Raw genomic sequence first — 15,512 nt, 5'->3', positions numbered from 1 at the left:
ACGTTTTCTCCTTCGGGGCCTAAGCGGCGATCAGATCAGACGCGGACCCGGCCTTCGCCGAGGGTGGCTGGAGAACAGGCGGCCCGGTCCAGCCCTTACTACCCCGCCTCGATTCGGATCAAAGCCGGCGGCTCCAATACTGTCGGCAGGGCGGCGATAGCGGCGAGGGCGGTCATCATCTGCGCCTCCACCGTCTCATGCGTCACCAGGACGATCGGCACCTGCTCACCCGGATCCTGGCCGTGTTGCAGCATCGACTGGAGCGAGACACCCGCATCCCGCAGCGCCGCCGCGACATCGGCGATGACGCCAGGCTGATCGCGCACCGTCAGGCGGAGGTAATAGGCGCCAACATGCCGTTCCATCGGCAGCGTCGGCAAAGCGGGCAAGGCGCCAACTGTCGCGCCCCAGCTCGGCGCGAACCGGCCGCGCGCGATATCGATGAGGTCGGCAACCACGGCGGAGGCGGTGGGTCCCGCACCGGCGCCGCGCCCCATCAGCATGACCCGGCCGACCGCGTCGCCCTCCGCCACGACGGCGTTGAAGACGCCATCGACCTGCGCCAGGGGGTCGGCCTCCGGCACCAGCGCGGGGTGCACGCGCATCTCGATACCGCCGTCGCGCCGCCGGGTGATACCCAGCAGCTTGATGCGGAAACCTAGCTCGCGGGCAAAGGCGATATCCAGCGCGGAGATGCGGCGGATGCCCTCGACATGCATGCTCGCGAAGGACACCGGCGCACCGAAGGCCAGGCTGGCGAGAATGGCGAGCTTATGCGCGGCGTCGATCCCGTCGACGTCGAAGGCGGGATCGGCCTCGGCGTAGCCGAGCCGCTGCGCCTCGGCCAGGACCTCGGCGAAGTCATGGCCCTGCTCGCGCATCACGGTCAGGATGTAGTTGCAGGTGCCGTTGAGGATGCCCGCGACGGAGGTCAGATTGTTCGCGGCCAGGCCTTCGCGCAGCGCCTTGATGGCGGGAATGCCGCCCGCCACGGCGGCCTCGAAAGCCAGCGGCACACCGGCCGCTTCTGCCGCCCCGGCAAGCTCGCCGCCATGCAGCGCGAGCAGTGCCTTGTTCGCGGTCACCACCGGCTTGCCTGCGGCGATCGCCGCCCGCACCAAGGCCGGTGCCGCGCCTTCGCTGCCGCCGATGACCTCGACCACGACATCGACCTCGGGATCGTTGGCGAGCGCCACCGCGTCCTCATGCCAGGACAGACCCGCCACCGGCAGGCCGCGATCCCGTGTGCGGTTCCGCGCCGAGACTGCTGTGACCACGATCGGGCGGCCGGCGCGCGCGGCGATGAGCGTCGCATTGTCGCGCAGCAGCGTCATCACGCCGCCGCCAACCGTGCCGAGACCAGCGAGACCGATGCGGAGAGGCACGCTCATGCTGGCACCTGATCGGCTGGTGAGGTCGGCGCGTTGCTCTCGGTGTGCAGGAAGCCGCGAATGTTGCGCACCGCCTGGCGCAGCCGCTGCGTGTTCTCGACCAGCGCGATGCGGACATGGCCGTCGCCATGCTCGCCGAAGCCGATGCCGGGTGCCACCGCGACGCGCGCCCGCTCCAGCAGCAGCTTGCTGAAGTCGAGGCTGCCCATATGGACATAGCGCGGCGGGATGGGCGCCCAGGCGAACATCGAGCCGCGCGGGCTCGGCATCTGCCAGCCAGCGGCGGCGAGACCCGGAACGATCACGTCCCGCCGCTCGCGATAGAGCGAACGCGCCGCCTCGACGCAGTCCTGAGGCCCGTTCAGTGCCGCGACCGAGGCAACCTGGATCGGCGTGAAGGCGCCGTAGTCGAGGTAGGATTTCATCCGCGCAAGCGCCGTCACCAGCCGCTGATTGCCCGCGGCAAAACCCATGCGCCAGCCGGGCATCGAATAGGTTTTCGACAGGCTGGTGAATTCCACAGTCACCTCCCGCGCGCCCGCGACCTGCAACACGGAAGGCGGCGGCTCGCCGTCGAAATAAAGCTCCGCGTAGGCTAGATCTGAGAGGATGTAGAATTCATGACGCCGGGCGAGCGCCACCAGCTCCTTGTAAAAATCGAGCGACGCCAGATGCGCCGTTGGGTTGGACGGAAAGTTGACGATCAGCGCTGTCGGTTTGGGAACGGAGTGGCGCACCGCGCGGTCGATCGCGCGCAGCATCTCGTCATCGGGTGTCGCGGGAATGCTGCGCACCGCCGCGCCCGCGATGATGAAGCCGAACTGGTGGATCGGGTAGGACGGGTTCGGCACCATGATGGTGTCGCCGGGGCTTGTGATGGCGGCAGCGAGATTGGCGAGCCCCTCCTTGGAGCCGAGCGTCGCGATGACCTCCGTCTCAGGATCGAGCGTGACGCCGAAACGCCGCTGGTAGTAGCCCGAGAGCGCCCGGCGCAGGCCGGGAATGCCGCGGCTGGTGGAGTAGCGATGCGTGCGCGGATCCTGCACCGCCTCGATCATCTTGGCGACGATGTGCGGCGGCGTGGGACTGTCCGGATTGCCCATGCCGAGGTCGATGATGTCGGCGCCCTCGGCGCGGGCGGCGGCTTTGGCCTTGTTGACCTCCGCGAAGACGTAGGGCGGCAGGCGGCGGATACGGTGGAACTCTTCGGTCATGACGGTCGATCGATCCGGGCAGGAGAGGCGAGGAAGGCGGTGAAAGGCGCCGCAGCAGGCGGCCCGGCCCTCAATCGATGAGGCGGGCGAGGCCACCCGTGCCGGTAGCTCGCGCCTCTGTGCGGATCTGGTCGCGCTTTACCCCGGAAGCGAGCAGGCGGACGGTGATGGCGCGGGCCCTTTCGATGGCGAGCGGCATGGCGGCGGCCTGGACGCCGATGGCGTCGGTCTTCGCGCCGCCATAGCCGGTCGCCTCGATATGCGCGGTCTTGCGCTGATGGGCGAGCGCCTTCAGCGCGTTGTCCATGGGCACCGTGATTATCGCGGAACCCGGCGCGAAGCCCACCATGACGGGCGCGACCTTGGGCAGCGGCGGCGGCGGCACATAGGGCGCGGGCTGCGGCGGTGGCACGGCCGCGACGAAAACACGGGGCGTCTGGGGAATGCCGAAGCCCGGCACAGACGGCGCCATCGGCAGGCTGCCCGGCAGGGCGGGGAGCATCGCTTCGTCGGCCTGTGCGGCCGGGCTCAGCGCGCCGGGAATGCTCGGCTCGTTGGTGGGCGCGAAGAAGCCACTGGATGCGGGGGCTGCCGCGCCGGCGGCGGGGAGCGCCGTGGTCCTCGGCGCTTTCGTTTTTCGGCTGGGCGTGGCGGCATCGAAGTTCATCGCGGCGAGCGGATCACTCGCGGAGCTTCCAGCACTGGACGCCGCGGCGTTACCGGCCGCGGGCGCCCCGGCCGCGGGAGCGGGCGGGGGCGATAAGGCGGCGAAGTCGTCGGAGGAGCGAAGCGGCGCGCCGGTGGTGATCGCCGGAACCTGCGCGATCGCGGCCGGGCGCGTAGCCGGCGGCAAGGTGGAAACCGGGTTCGCGGCGGCATAGCCCTGTGCCGCGCTGCGCTGCTCGGCCAGGGTCTCGGTCAGCTTCTTCCACTCCCAGTCGGGCATCCCGGCCGGGCGAGTCGGGGCCGCCGCGAGCATGGGATACGGTTGTTTGTCGCCCGGCGGCGGCGGACGGTTGGCGGCAATCTCGCCGCCCTCCAGCCCATGCCACCAGCTCACCGGGTTGATCGGTGGCGGCACTCGGTCGCAGCCGGAGAGCAGCAAAAGCATGGCCGCGCCTAGCGCCGCCGGTGGGGCAGCCGCGCGCCGCCGCATGGGTTGAAGCGGACCCTGCCGAGGAGTACCTTGTGATCTGGCTAGCAACATCCCGCGCATGTCCCTGTAGGCGGCGCCTGATCTAGCCCAATGACAGACGGGCGGAAAGGACAGCTTCATGGACGCGCGAGAGAAACCCGACGCTTCCGACATTAGGCTGCCCGATCCAGAGCTTGTCCGCCGGACGATGTCGGACATCGCCGAGCGTTCACAGCGCATCGTTTCGACCTGGCTGCGCCGCCAGGGCTCGTCCCAGGCGCAGACGCCCGGCCAGGGTCCTGGTATGGGGCAGCCGATGGGGCAGGGCGCCACGCCGAGCGCCGATCCGCTGAACATCGGCGGCGCCTTTCTCGAGATGACGACACGGCTGATGTCCAACCCCAGCCGCCTGATGCAGGCCCAGCTCGGCCTGTGGCAGGACTACATGACGCTGTGGCAGAACACCACGCGTCGCATCATGGGCATCGAGACGACGCCTGTGATCCAGGCCGATCCGCGCGACCGCCGCTTCAAGGATGATGCCTGGCGGGACAACGAGATCTTCGACTTCATCAAGCAAAGCTACCTGCTCTCCGCCCGCTTCGTGCAGGACGTGGTGAAGGATGTCGATGGGCTGGAGCCGAAAGTCGCCCAGAAGGTCGATTTCTACTCGCGCCAATTCGTCGATGCGCTGAGCCCGAGCAACTTCCTCCTCACCAATCCCGAGGTGCTGCGCAAGACGGTCGAGACCGGCGGCGAAAATCTGCTCAAGGGCCTGACCAACCTCCTCACCGATCTGGAGCGTGGCAAAGGCAATCTGCGGATCCGGATGACGGATGACGAGGCGTTCAAGCTTGGCGACAATATCGCGATGACGCCGGGCAAGGTGGTGTGGCAGACGCCGCTCATGCAGCTCATCCAATATGCGCCGACCACGCCGGATGTGCTGAAGCGGCCGCTTCTCGTTATCCCGCCCTGGATCAACAAATTCTACATTCTCGACATGCGGCCGAAGAACAGTTTCGTGCGCTGGGCGGTGTCTCAGGGCCACACGGTCTTTATCGTGAGCTGGGTCAATCCCGACGAGGAGCTCGCCGCCAAGGATTTCGGCGACTACATGAAGGAAGGCATCCTTGCCGCGCTGGACGGCATCGAAGCCGCCACCGGTGAGCGTGAGATCAATGCGATCGGCTATTGCCTCGGCGGCACGCTGCTGGCGAGCACCCTTGCCTGGATGGCGGTGAAGAAGGATCGCCGTATCAAATCCGCGACCTTCTTCGTGACGTTGCTCGATTTTTCGGAAGCCGGTGAGCTGAGCGTCTTTATCGACGAGCAACAGATCCAGGCTATCGAGGAAAAGATGAGCCGGCGCGGCTATCTCGAAGGTGGCGAGATGTCGCAGACCTTCAATATGCTGCGCGCCAACGACCTCATCTGGTCCTTCGTGGTCAATAACTACCTCCTTGGCAACGAGGCGTTTCCCTTCGATCTGCTCTACTGGAACGGCGATAGCACGCGCATGCCGGCGGCGATGCACAGCTTCTATCTTCGCCAGATGTACCAGCTCAATAAGCTGATCGAACCCGGCGGCATCACGCTCAACGATGTGCCGATCGATCTCTCCAAGGTCGACCTGCCGGTCTATATGCTGGCGGCGCGGGAGGATCACATCACGCCTTGGAAATCGACTTATCGCGGCTTGCAGAACCTGCGGGGATCGAAGCGTTTCGTTTTGGCGGCGTCTGGACACATCGCCGGTGTGGTCAATGCGCCGGAGTCTGGGAAATACAGCCACAACGTCGGCTCCGCGATGCCGGAAGACGCGGATGAGTGGCTGACGGCCTCGACGGAAATCTCCGGTTCGTGGTGGCCGGACTGGCAGCGCTGGATCTCCAAGCTCGCACCGCAAACGGTTCCCGCGCGCGAGCCCGGCTCGCAGAAGGCGCCGGCGCTGGAGGATGCGCCGGGGTCCTATGTGCGGGTCATGAGCTGAGGGTTGAACGTTACAAACACCGGATGGTTCCGTAACGCTTCGTCATGCTCGGCGAAGGCCGAGCATCCAGGCCTTGCCTTCACGCCGCGACCAAGGCGTGGATCTTCGGCCTTCGCCGAAGATGACGCTTGCTGACTGAACGCTCACGGACTGCCAGTCTGGCGCCTGCGCGCCGTCACAGTCTAATCTGCACAGATGAACATCGACGTGATCGCGACGGCGCTCGGCCTCGTCGCACTGCTGCTCGGCCTGCTGGCGATCTTCCTTGCGCGCCGGGGTGCGGCCGACCCCTCGGCGGAGGGCGAACGCGCGCGCATCTTCAACGAGCAGATCCAGGCCGGCCTCCGCGCCGAATCGGAAACCACACGCGCGCATCTTTCCGCGACCGAACGCGCGCTCGCCGCCGCCATTCAGTCCGGCACCACGGAGGCGCTCAAGCAGGCATTCGCGCAGATCACCACCGCCACCACCGGCGTTTCGACGGCGATGGACGCCATGCGCCAGGCCGCCGTCGAGGAACAGCGCCGCATTGCCGCGACGCTTGACCTCCAGCTCACCACGCTGCGGGAAAGCAACGAAAAGCGCCTCGCCGAGATTCAGAAGACCGTCAACGAGCAGCTCAACGCTGCGGTCGAGAAACAGATGGAGCAGAGCTTCGCCCGCGTCATCGACCAGTTCACCGCAGTGCAGAAAGCACTGGTCGACGTGCAGGCGGTCACCGCGCAGATCGGCGACATCAAACGCCTCTTCTCCAACGTCAAGACGCGCGGCGGCTGGGGCGAGGCGCAGCTGCGCGCCTTGCTCGACGACATCCTGCCCGCCGGCAGCTTCGAGGCGAATGCCAAGATGCGAGACGACAGCGACGAGATGGTCGATTTCGCCGTCGCCATGCCGATGCGCGGCGATGTGAGGGTATGGCTACCGGTGGATGCGAAGTTTCCGCTGGAGGATTACGAGCGGCTGATCGCGGCGTCCGAGATCGGCGACATCGACGCCGAGCGTCTGGCACGCCGCGGCCTCGAACGCCGGCTGCGCGAGGAAAGCCGCAAAATCCGAGAGAAATATATTCATCCGCCGAAGACGGTCGAGTTCGGCGTGCTCTATCTCGCGACCGATGGCCTCTATGCGGAGGTTGCGCGCGTGCCCGGTCTCCTTGAGGAGATGAGCCGCGAGTTTCGCGTGTTGATCCTCGGGCCCAGCTTATTCCCGGCGCTACTTCGCACGGTGCAGCTCGGGCACGTGACTCTGGCGCTGGAGGAAAAAGCCGATCAGATTCGCGTGCTGCTCGGTGCCACGAAGACCGAGATGGTGAAGATGGACGAGGTGCTGGAACGTCTCGCCAAGAATGCGAACGCCATGAGCAGCACGATCGACAAGGCCCGCGTCCGCGCCCGCCAGGTCAGCCGCAAGCTGCGCAGTCTGGAAGTGGTGGAAGGTGCGCGCGCGGAGGAATTACTGGAGCTGGAAATCGCCACGGATCTGCAGGAGGAGATTTGAGGCTCAGTGGACTCAGACATCATGAAGTCTGATCGATTCGCGAGTGTTTCGTCATGCTCGGCGAAGGCCGAGCATCCACGCCTTTGCTAGCGTGATGAAGGCAAGGCGTGGATCCTCGGCCTTCGCCGAGCATGACGGCGGAGACGGGTTGCCGGCTCCGGTTCGTCTGAGTCGGATCCGCTCAACGACTGCTCAGCGCCGCCGAAACGTCTCCACCGCCGACAACAGCGCCGCCCGCGTGCCCGGCTCCAAAGCCGAATGTCCCGCATCCGGCACCACGGTCAGCCGCGCGGCGGGCCAGGCGGCGGCGAGATCGAAGGCGCTGATCGGCGGGCACACCATGTCGTAACGGCCCTGCACGATCTCGGCCGGCACATCGGCGATGCGGTGCATGTGGCCGAGCAGCCCCTCGGGCGGCAGGAACAGGTCGTTGGCGAAATAATGTGCCTCGATGCGGGCGAGGGCGAGGGCGGAACGATCCTCCGCGAAGGACACCACCGCGTCGGGGCTGGGCAGCAAGGTGCTGCAGGAGCCCTCATAGATCGACCAGGCGCGCGCGGCCGGTCCGTGGATGCGAGGCTCGGGATCACCCAGCCTGCGGATATAGGAGCCGAGCACGTCGCCGCGTTCCGCCTCGGGCAGGAAGTTCACGAATTGCGCATGCGCGTCCGGAAAGACCGTCGCGAGGCCGTGCAGGAACCAGGCGACCTCACTGGGGCGGCCGAGGAAGATGCCGCGCAGCACGCAGCCGCGCACCCGTTCGGGATGCGCCTGGGCATAGGCGATCGCCAGCGTTGAGCCCCAGGAGCCGCCGAAGAGAAGCCAGTCCGACACGCCGAGATGGTCGCGAAGCGCCTCGATGTCGCTCACCAAGGCGGGCGTCGTGTTGTTCACGAGGCTGCCGAAGGGGCGGGACCGTCCGGCGCCGCGCTGATCGAAGATGGTGAGGTTCCAGGCGGCGGGATCGAAGAAGCGGCGATGGACCGCGCCAGCCCCGGCCCCCGGGCCGCCATGCAGGAACAAAACGGGCAGGCCGCGCGGATTGCCGACTTGCTCCCAATAGATGCTGTGGCCGCTATCGAGCGGCAGGAAGCCGGAGCGGTAGGGAAAGGTGTCCGGAAAGAGATCGCCGCGCGGCATGCCGGATCCTTCGCTGCGTCAGGTCAGCGCTGGCGCCGTCAGCGCCGCTGTCACGGTGTCGCAAACATGGTCGAGCTGTGCCTCGGTCAGATCGGGATGGATGGGAAGCGCCATGATCCGGGTCGCCACATTCTCGGCCACCGGCAAGCCGGCGCCGTCATGATGCGTTGCATAGGCGGGCTGGTGGTGCAGCGGCTTCGGGTAGTAGACGGCGGTCGCGATCCCGGCGGCGCGGCACGCCTCCTGAACGCGGGTGCGCGCGGCATCATCCGCAAGAAGAACCGCATAGACCGCCCAGGCGCTGGCGCTTTGCGGCACGCGCGCGGGAACCGTCAGGAGATTGCCCAGGCGCCGATCGTAGTGCTTCGCCACTCGCTCCCGCGCCTTTAGCTCGTCGTCAAAGACAGTGAGCTTGGCGAGCAGGACTGCCGCCTGCAACGTGTCCAGGCGGCCATTGATGCCGATCCGTTGAACGTCGTAGCGCAGCTTGCCCTCGCCATGGGTCCGCAGGCTGCGATAGAGCGCCGCGCGCTCCTCACTCTCGGTGAACAGCGCCCCGCCATCGCCATAGGCACCCAGCGCCTTGGAGGGAAAGAAGCTGATCGCCGTCGCATCGGCCTCAACGCCGAGCGGGCGGTCTCCCAGCCAGGCCCCGAAAGCTTGAGCGCAATCGTCGAGCGTGAAGAGTGCGTGCTTCTTGGCGAGCGCGCGAATCGTAGGCCAATCCGCCGGCTGGCCAAAGAGATCGACGCCGATCACTGCTCGCGGACGCAGCTTTCCGGCCGCCGCCGTGGCGAGGATCCGGTCCTCGAGACTGCCGAGGTCGATCTGGAAGGTCAGCGGATCGATATCGACGAAGACCGGCGTGGCGCCGAGCAGAAGCGGCACCTCGGCCGTCGCGGTATAGGTGAAGGCGGGGAGGAAGACGGCGTCGCCGGGACCGATGCCCTCCGCCATGAAGGCGATGAGCAGGGCATCCGTGCCGGAACTCACCGCGACGCAATGCGCGGCGCCTGCCCGGCGGGCGAGTTCGGCCTCAAGCTCCACTACCTCCGGTCCCAGAACGAATTGGCAGTGGGCGAGAACAGTATCGATGCGCCGCCGCATCTCATCCCCGATCCGCGCCTGCTGCGCCTTGAGGTCGAGGAACGGAACGGGGAGGGAGGTCGGCCGATGCATGGAGGTGCTTCTAGAAGGCGAACCGCGGTCTGCAAAGCGGAAGCGCAACACGTCTATGATGCATCAGCGCTTGCGCCGGCCTTTATCCCGCGACCAGGGCCTGTTCCGTCAGAACCTCCCGCAGCCTGTCAGGCCATGGCGTGGAGTGCCGGGTTGCCGTGTCGAGCAGCACCATGACCTCACGCCCTGTCGCGACGCAGCGCTCGCCCTGGAAGATACCCTGGATCAAGGCCATCGAACTCCGGCCGAGCGCCACGAGGCCGACACCGATGTCGAGCTGCGCCGGCCAGCGCACCTCCGCCCGGTAGTCGATCTCGACGCGCGCCAGAACGATCGTCGTCCCAGCCGCACCAACCGGCAGGCCGCAGGCGAGGCCAAAGGTGGTGCGGCCGGTCTCGAGGAAGGCGGCATAGGCCACGTTGTTGACGTGACCGAGCGCGTCGGTGTCGGAGAAGCGCACCGTCTCGCGGCCCCAGAGGCGATAGGTTTCGCGGAGTGTGGGGTCGGGTTCGGTCACTAGGCGGTCAGCCATCCGCGCCGACCAGGCCACGGGCAAATTCGGCGGCGACGAAGGGGCGCAGGTCGCCCGCCTGCTCACCCACGCCGACCGCATGGATGGGCAGCTCGAACTCGGCCGCCAGTGACACCACGATGCCGCCGCGCGCCGAGCCGTCGAGCTTCGTCACGATCAGCCCGTCGACATCCACCATGTCCTGGAACACCTCGACCTGGTTGGACGCGTTCTGGCCGGTGGTCGCATCCAGCACCAGCAGCACGGAATGGGGGGCGGTCGGGTCGAGCTTGCGGATCACCCGGATGATCTTCGTCAGCTCGTCCATCAGCGCGGTCTTGTTGTGCAGCCGGCCGGCGGTGTCGATCAGAAGAAGGTCGGCGCCCTCGGCCCGCGCGCGTTCCAGCGCGCCGAAGGCGAGGCCAGCAGCATCGGTCTCGGGCTTGCCGAAGACCACTGGGACGCCGGTGCGGTCGCCCCAGATCTGCAATTGCTCGACAGCGGCGGCGCGGAAGGTGTCACCCGCCACCAGCATGGGGCGGAAACCCTGCTCGCGGTAATACTGGGCGAATTTGCCGATCGTTGTGGTCTTGCCGGTGCCGTTCACCCCGACCACCAGCACGACATGCGGCGCGTGGCTGCGGTCGATGATCAGCGGCACCGCGACGGGCTCCAGGATCTTGGTGATCTCCTCGGCGAGGGCCGTCTTGATCTCCTCGTCAGTCACATCCTTGCCGAAGCGGGTGCTGCGGAATTCGCCGAGCACATGGCGGGTCGCGCGGGGTCCGAGATCGGCGGCCAGCAGCAGCTCCTCCAACTCCTCCAGCGCCGCCTCGTCCAGCTTGCGCTTGACGAAGACGGTTGTGATGCCGCTGCTGAGCTTCTGAGTGGAGCGAGTGAGCCCCTCCTTCAGCCGCGAGAAGAAACCGGACAGCGCCATCAGCGATCACTCATAAAGATATGTTTATGTGCGGTGGATCTCCCTCCCTGGAAGGGAGGGGTCGGGGGTGGGTCGCTTGGGCCGTGGTCGCCGAGTGGTTAAGCCGCGTGTCTCGCTTTGTCACGCCGACCCACCTTCGGCCCCTCCCTTCCAGGGAGGGGAGAAGATTGGTTCACGCTGCCAGCAAGCCATGAACGTCCGTGCCGGTGACCTCGGCTTCCACAATGTGGCCTGGCGTCGCGGACGTCGTCAGGCGGACCGGGCGGAAATGCTCGCAATGGCCGCTGGTCTCGGTTTCGGCCAGCACCCGCACCGTCCGGCCGATGCGGCTCGTGTCGAAGCGAGCGGCGGCGGCGGCACCCGCCATGCGTAGCCGAGCCGCTCGTTCCTTGCGGAGCGCCTTAGGCACGCTCGGCATCCGGGCCGCCGGGGTGCCGGCGCGTTCCGAATAGGGGAAGACGTGGAGCATGGTCAGGTCGGCATCCTCGACCAGCGCCAGACTTTCGGCGAAGGTTTCCTCGGTCTCGGTCGGAAACCCGGCGATAAGGTCGGCGCCGAAGGCGATGCCCGGCCGCAGATCGCGCGCGCGGGCGACCACGGCCAGCACGTCGGCGCGGAGATGCCGCCGCTTCATGCGCTTGAGGATGAGATCGGACCCCGCCTGGATCGAGAGATGCAGATGCGGCATCAACCGGGGCTCCTCGGCGATCAGCTTCCACAGATCCTCGTCGATCTCGCAGGGGTCGAGCGAGGACAGCCGTAGCCTCGGCAATTCGGGCAAAAGCGCCAGTAGTCGCCTTACCATCTGGCCGAGCGGCGGCTTGCCCGGAAGATCGCCGCCATAGCTCGTTATATCGACGCCGGTGAGCACGATCTCCTGATAGCCAGAACCGATCAGCGCCCGGCATTGGTCGAGGATGGCACCCAGAGCGACGCTACGGCTGGGACCTCGGCCGAAGGGGATGATGCAGAAGGTGCAGCGGTGGTCGCAGCCCTGCTGCACCTGCACGAAGGCCCGCGCGCGGCCGACGAATTCCGTCACCAGATGCGCCGCGGTCTCGGTCGCCGCCATGATGTCAGAAACGGCGGAGGGGGCATCCGGCGACCAATGCGCCGCGTCCAGCTTCTCGACGTTGCCCAGCACGCGGGAAACGCCGGGCAAAGCGCTCCAGGCAAGCGGATCGATCTGCGCGGCGCAGCCGGTGACGACGATGCGCGCGCCCGGCTGTTCACGCGATAAGCGGCGGATGGTTTGCCGCGCCTGCCGCTCCGCTTCGGAGGTGACGGCGCAGGTATTGACGATGATGGTGTCGCAGAGGCCGGCAGCGGCGGCGTGGCCTCGCATGACCTCGCCCTCATAGGTATTGAGACGGCAACCGAAGCTCAGAACCTCGATGGTCACGCCGCGAGGCTTTCGGCTGGGATCAGCGCGTCGAGGTCGATTTCTCCGGCGAAACTGGTCACCACCGGGCCGGTCATCAAAACGTGGCCGTCGTCCGCGCGCCACAAGATGTCGAGGAGTCCGCCGTCCAGGATCAGGCGTGCCGCGCGCCCGGTCAGGCCGCGCCTGGCGGCATTCACCAGTGCCGCGCAAGCGCCGGAGCCGCAGGCCAGGGTGAGGCCGGCGCCGCGCTCCCACACTCGCAGCCGGATGCGGTCGGGGCTTAGGACCTGGGCGAAGCCTATATTGGCGCGGTCGGGGAAAAGCGCGTTCCTCTCCAGGTCGGCACCCAGACGCTCGATGGCGTCCACGTCCTGCACGAAGAAGGTCGCATGCGGATTGCCCATCGAGCAGGCGGCAGCCGCGCGGCCCTCGAAGGATAGCGGCAGGTGCAGCGTGTCCATCGCGGCGGCCAGCGGCACCTCGGCCCAGCCGAGGCGGGGCGCTCCGAGGTCGACGGTGACGCGGCCATCGGGCAGCATGGTGGAGGGAAGGTCGCCGGAGATGGTGCGGATGGTCAGGTCGCGCCGGCCCGTCTCGGCCTGGAGCAAAGCGGCGACGCAGCGCGTGGCATTGCCGCAGGCGCCTGCCTCGCTGCCATCGGGGTTATGGATGCGCATAAAGACGTCCGCACCGTCGGCCGGTTCGAGGCTGATGAGCTGGTCGCAGCCGATGCCAAGCCGCCGGTCGGCCAGCAGCCGGATGCGGGCGGAACTGAGGCCGAGCACCCTCGACCGCCCGTCGAGCACGACGAAGTCATTGCCGGCCCCGTGCATCTTGATGAATGGAATGCCCATTGCGGTGTTTATAGAGGCCGGGGTCAGACCTCGGAAGAGCGATCAGCGGGACCCGCCAATGCTGCGGGACAAGGGAAAAGAATGACAACAAGACGGATTTTCACGGCAGCTCTGGCCGCCGTGGCGCTGGGCGCCTGGCCGGCGCTGGCGGCGGCTCAAACCACGTCTGTGGTGGGGCTTTGGAACGCCATCGACGACCATACCGGCAAGCCGCGCGCCGTGGTGCAGGTCTTCGACAAGGGCGGACTGCTCTACGGCCGGGTGGAACGCTTGCTGGATCCGGCCGATGCCGGCCGTCATTGCAATAATTGTTCGGGCGATCGCAGCGGCCAGCCGGTGCTGGGCCTCGAGGTGCTGCGGGGCATGTCGCCGGATGATGGGGAGTGGGGCGGCGGCACGATCCTCGATCCCTCGACGGGCAAGGTCTATCGCTGCCACATGCGGCTGAGCGATGGTGGCCGCATTCTCCATGTGCGCGGCTTCATCGGCATTTCGCTCATCGGCCGGTCGCAGACCTGGGAACGCATCGCGGGCAGTCCCGCTTAAGAAGTCTCTGGCGGCGGTGCGCAATTCCGAGCTTCGCATCCAGGCTTCACGCACTGCCGAACGACGTGCCGCGACGACCTTCTAAAGTTGTCGCGCCGCGTCAAGAGTGGGATTGTATCTAGAGCGCAACAAAGGAGGGCCTGATGAGCGCTTTCGTGACGGCGTCTTCCCCGATGGTGGGCTACCGGCTGCAATGGCAATGGCAGTCGCAGCCGGCGAACACCTCCAATGGGCCAGCTTCGACATCGATACACCACCAATTCGATCGGCAGACACACCAATCGTTGGAGGCGCAGGAAGGGAGTTCCAATGGTGACAGTGACTATGACACCGACGACGAAACCCCGCCGCTGCGCTGGGAGCTAGTTCTCCAACACGTAATGCAGGCTTCGGCCACCGCTTTCTAAGCACTTCGGGCGTCGCCGCGATCACCGAAGTGTTGCAAACATCATGTCCGGGGGATCTTGGACATGATGTTTGCTGTTGGGTATGTGTCCGGCCGCGTCAGCGCATCGGCGATAAATCTTTGGGACTCAGTAAGCCGATCTCACTAGATAGAAATTATATAGTCGCGATATAATAACGTTACTGGATCGCGCTGCCGAACCGTCTGTTCTAACTGCTGATCTAAATTAATTGGTGCGCATGCTTTCAATCGAAGGCCGCTGCCACCTGTGGCACGCCGCATCGGCTTCACATAATCCTCGTCGCCGTCACGATCGGCCCGCGCCACAATGGGTCGCCACCAACGAGAGGGTTATGATTATGGATCGCATGGATGCTCTGTCGCGGGTCGATGTAGCGGCTAACGTGACAGGGGCGCTTTCCGACGGAGCGGGGGCCGTGTTCGACGGAGGACGCATGCTGGCGGACCGCGCGGAGGGCCGGTTGAGACCGCAAACCTCGGCCGCCGGCTGAGGCACTTGCCGAGACGGGCCGGCTTGGCTATACGCCGCCCCTCATTCGTCTGTGCGCCAGGCCTGTGTGGGCATGCCTGGCCACGACGCTCGCCCGGGATCCCATTGGGGATCCGCTGGACGGGGCTTATCCGAAGGAGTTCGAAATGCCCAAGTTGAAGACCAAGTCGTCGGTCAAGAAGCGATTCAAGATCACGGCACGCGGCAAGGTTCTGGCCGGCCCCGGCAACAAGCGCCACGGCCTGATCAACCGCCCGCAGAAGATGAAGCGGACCAATCGCGGCTCCCAGACGCTCACCGACATGGATGCGAAGACGGTGAAGCAGTGGGCCCCCTACGGGCTGGTTTGAGGGAGCACTGAACCATGGCACGTGTAAAACGCGGCACGACTACCCACGCCCGGCACAAGAAGGTCCTCGCTCAGTCCAAGGGCTTTGTCGGCCGTTCCTCCACCAATTACCGCATCGCGCTCGAGCGTCTCGAGAAGTCGCTGCAATATGCCTACCGCGACCGGCGCAACAAGAAGCGGGAGTTCCGGGCTCTCTGGATCCAGCGCATCAACGCCGCCGTGCGTGAGCAGGGGCTGACCTATAGCCAGTTCATCTACGGGCTGAAGCTCGCCAATGTCGAGATGGACCGCAAGGTCCTGGCCGCCATCGCTTTTGATGACGCGACGACCTTTAGCGCCATCGTGAAGCAGGTGCAGGCCGTCCTCGAAGCCTCGCCCGCCGCAGCGGCAGAACCCGCCGCCGCCTGACGTCGCTGCCCGGAAACGGGCGCAAGCGTCGCGTGACAGAACCGAGGGCCGCCT

Annotated in this window: 16 protein-coding genes; 7 read left to right on the top strand and 9 right to left on the bottom strand. The window is 66.4% G+C overall.

Features of this window, described 5'->3' with window-relative positions:
- Positions 1–98: 98 nt before the first annotated feature.
- The 3 genes from GSQ83_RS02140 to GSQ83_RS02130 form a co-directional block, all read right to left on the bottom strand.
- Positions 99–1,391: a homoserine dehydrogenase gene (locus tag GSQ83_RS02140; protein ID WP_158801068.1), complete on the bottom strand. Its 1,293-nt coding sequence runs from the start codon at positions 1,389–1,391 to the stop codon at positions 99–101.
- A complete protein-coding gene (locus tag GSQ83_RS02135; RefSeq protein WP_158801067.1) occupies positions 1,388–2,605 on the bottom strand; it encodes an LL-diaminopimelate aminotransferase in 1,218 nt (405 codons plus the stop codon). The genes GSQ83_RS02140 and GSQ83_RS02135 overlap by 4 nt, the downstream gene beginning before the upstream one ends.
- A gap of 70 nt (positions 2,606–2,675) precedes the next feature.
- Positions 2,676–3,716: an OmpA family protein gene (locus GSQ83_RS02130; RefSeq protein WP_158801066.1), complete on the bottom strand. Its 1,041-nt coding sequence runs from the start codon at positions 3,714–3,716 to the stop codon at positions 2,676–2,678.
- Between the two features lie 163 nt (positions 3,717–3,879).
- On the opposite strand from GSQ83_RS02130, the gene GSQ83_RS02125 reads away from it, so the two are divergent.
- Both GSQ83_RS02125 and GSQ83_RS02120 read left to right on the top strand, forming a co-directional pair.
- Entirely contained in the window at positions 3,880–5,733 is a 1,854-nt protein-coding gene (locus GSQ83_RS02125; RefSeq protein ID WP_158801065.1) for an alpha/beta hydrolase, read from the top strand.
- A 207-nt stretch (positions 5,734–5,940) separates the two neighbouring features.
- Positions 5,941–7,230 carry a DNA recombination protein RmuC gene (locus GSQ83_RS02120; protein WP_254065449.1) on the top strand — a complete coding sequence of 430 codons (1,290 nt, stop codon included), beginning with the start codon at positions 5,941–5,943 and terminating at the stop codon, positions 7,228–7,230.
- Between the two features lie 192 nt (positions 7,231–7,422).
- Here the strand turns inward: GSQ83_RS02120 and pip are convergent, their stop codons facing one another.
- The 6 genes from pip to dapF all read right to left on the bottom strand — a co-directional run bounded on the left by pip (position 7,423) and on the right by dapF (position 13,238).
- Entirely contained in the window at positions 7,423–8,370 is a 948-nt protein-coding gene (gene pip, locus GSQ83_RS02115) for a prolyl aminopeptidase (RefSeq protein WP_158801063.1), read from the bottom strand.
- Between the two features lie 18 nt (positions 8,371–8,388).
- Entirely contained in the window at positions 8,389–9,549 is a 1,161-nt protein-coding gene (locus tag GSQ83_RS02110; RefSeq protein WP_158801062.1) for a DegT/DnrJ/EryC1/StrS aminotransferase family protein, read from the bottom strand.
- An 82-nt stretch (positions 9,550–9,631) separates the two neighbouring features.
- Positions 9,632–10,081 (bottom strand): thioesterase family protein, encoded by a 450-nt coding sequence (locus tag GSQ83_RS02105; RefSeq protein ID WP_158801061.1) that lies wholly within the window; start codon positions 10,079–10,081, stop codon positions 9,632–9,634.
- A complete protein-coding gene (gene ftsY / locus GSQ83_RS02100; RefSeq protein WP_158801060.1) occupies positions 10,074–11,000 on the bottom strand; it encodes a signal recognition particle-docking protein FtsY in 927 nt (308 codons plus the stop codon). The genes GSQ83_RS02105 and ftsY overlap by 8 nt, the downstream gene beginning before the upstream one ends.
- Positions 11,001–11,172: 172 nt before the next feature.
- Positions 11,173–12,402 (bottom strand): tRNA (N(6)-L-threonylcarbamoyladenosine(37)-C(2))-methylthiotransferase MtaB, encoded by a 1,230-nt coding sequence (gene mtaB, locus GSQ83_RS02095; RefSeq protein ID WP_158801059.1) that lies wholly within the window; start codon positions 12,400–12,402, stop codon positions 11,173–11,175.
- A complete protein-coding gene (gene dapF / locus GSQ83_RS02090) occupies positions 12,399–13,238 on the bottom strand; it encodes a diaminopimelate epimerase (protein WP_158801058.1) in 840 nt (279 codons plus the stop codon). The genes mtaB and dapF overlap by 4 nt, the downstream gene beginning before the upstream one ends.
- An 81-nt stretch (positions 13,239–13,319) precedes the next feature.
- Between dapF and GSQ83_RS02085 the strand changes: the two genes are divergently transcribed.
- From GSQ83_RS02085 to rplT, 5 genes are all read left to right on the top strand, one after another.
- Positions 13,320–13,784, top strand: coding sequence for a DUF2147 domain-containing protein (locus GSQ83_RS02085; protein WP_158801057.1), 465 nt, complete (start codon positions 13,320–13,322; stop codon positions 13,782–13,784).
- Between the two features lie 143 nt (positions 13,785–13,927).
- Positions 13,928–14,191 (top strand): hypothetical protein, encoded by a 264-nt coding sequence (locus tag GSQ83_RS02080; RefSeq protein WP_158801056.1) that lies wholly within the window; start codon positions 13,928–13,930, stop codon positions 14,189–14,191.
- A 352-nt stretch (positions 14,192–14,543) separates the two neighbouring features.
- Positions 14,544–14,702: a hypothetical protein gene (locus GSQ83_RS02075; protein WP_158801055.1), complete on the top strand. Its 159-nt coding sequence runs from the start codon at positions 14,544–14,546 to the stop codon at positions 14,700–14,702.
- A 145-nt stretch (positions 14,703–14,847) separates the two neighbouring features.
- Positions 14,848–15,051: a 50S ribosomal protein L35 gene (gene rpmI / locus GSQ83_RS02070; RefSeq protein ID WP_158801054.1), complete on the top strand. Its 204-nt coding sequence runs from the start codon at positions 14,848–14,850 to the stop codon at positions 15,049–15,051.
- A 14-nt stretch (positions 15,052–15,065) separates the two neighbouring features.
- Entirely contained in the window at positions 15,066–15,458 is a 393-nt protein-coding gene (gene rplT, locus GSQ83_RS02065; RefSeq protein WP_158801053.1) for a 50S ribosomal protein L20, read from the top strand.
- The last annotated feature ends 54 nt before the right edge of the window (positions 15,459–15,512 follow it).

Origin of the sequence: Acidisoma sp. L85 (genome assembly GCF_009765865.1) — a bacterium.
GTDB lineage: Bacteria > Pseudomonadota > Alphaproteobacteria > Acetobacterales > Acetobacteraceae > Acidisoma.
This window is presented reverse-complemented; position numbering and strand designations above follow the sequence as displayed.

What these genes read in the sequence shown, in the direction of transcription:
- GSQ83_RS02140 (WP_158801068.1), bottom strand. Translation starts at nt 1,391, where the DNA reads ATGAGCGTGCCTCTCCGCATCGGTCTCGCTGGTCTCGGCACGGTTGGC.
- GSQ83_RS02135 (WP_158801067.1), bottom strand. Translation starts at nt 2,605, where the DNA reads ATGACCGAAGAGTTCCACCGTATCCGCCGCCTGCCGCCCTACGTCTTC.
- GSQ83_RS02130 (WP_158801066.1), bottom strand. Translation starts at nt 3,716, where the DNA reads ATGCTTTTGCTGCTCTCCGGCTGCGACCGAGTGCCGCCACCGATCAAC.
- GSQ83_RS02125 (WP_158801065.1), top strand. Translation starts at nt 3,880, where the DNA reads ATGGACGCGCGAGAGAAACCCGACGCTTCCGACATTAGGCTGCCCGAT.
- pip (WP_158801063.1), bottom strand. Translation starts at nt 8,370, where the DNA reads ATGCCGCGCGGCGATCTCTTTCCGGACACCTTTCCCTACCGCTCCGGC.
- GSQ83_RS02110 (WP_158801062.1), bottom strand. Translation starts at nt 9,549, where the DNA reads ATGCATCGGCCGACCTCCCTCCCCGTTCCGTTCCTCGACCTCAAGGCG.
- GSQ83_RS02105 (WP_158801061.1), bottom strand. Translation starts at nt 10,081, where the DNA reads ATGGCTGACCGCCTAGTGACCGAACCCGACCCCACACTCCGCGAAACC.
- ftsY (WP_158801060.1), bottom strand. Translation starts at nt 11,000, where the DNA reads ATGGCGCTGTCCGGTTTCTTCTCGCGGCTGAAGGAGGGGCTCACTCGC.
- dapF (WP_158801058.1), bottom strand. Translation starts at nt 13,238, where the DNA reads ATGGGCATTCCATTCATCAAGATGCACGGGGCCGGCAATGACTTCGTC.
- GSQ83_RS02085 (WP_158801057.1), top strand. Translation starts at nt 13,320, where the DNA reads ATGACAACAAGACGGATTTTCACGGCAGCTCTGGCCGCCGTGGCGCTG.
- GSQ83_RS02080 (WP_158801056.1), top strand. Translation starts at nt 13,928, where the DNA reads ATGAGCGCTTTCGTGACGGCGTCTTCCCCGATGGTGGGCTACCGGCTG.
- GSQ83_RS02075 (WP_158801055.1), top strand. Translation starts at nt 14,544, where the DNA reads ATGATTATGGATCGCATGGATGCTCTGTCGCGGGTCGATGTAGCGGCT.
- rpmI (WP_158801054.1), top strand. Translation starts at nt 14,848, where the DNA reads ATGCCCAAGTTGAAGACCAAGTCGTCGGTCAAGAAGCGATTCAAGATC.
- rplT (WP_158801053.1), top strand. Translation starts at nt 15,066, where the DNA reads ATGGCACGTGTAAAACGCGGCACGACTACCCACGCCCGGCACAAGAAG.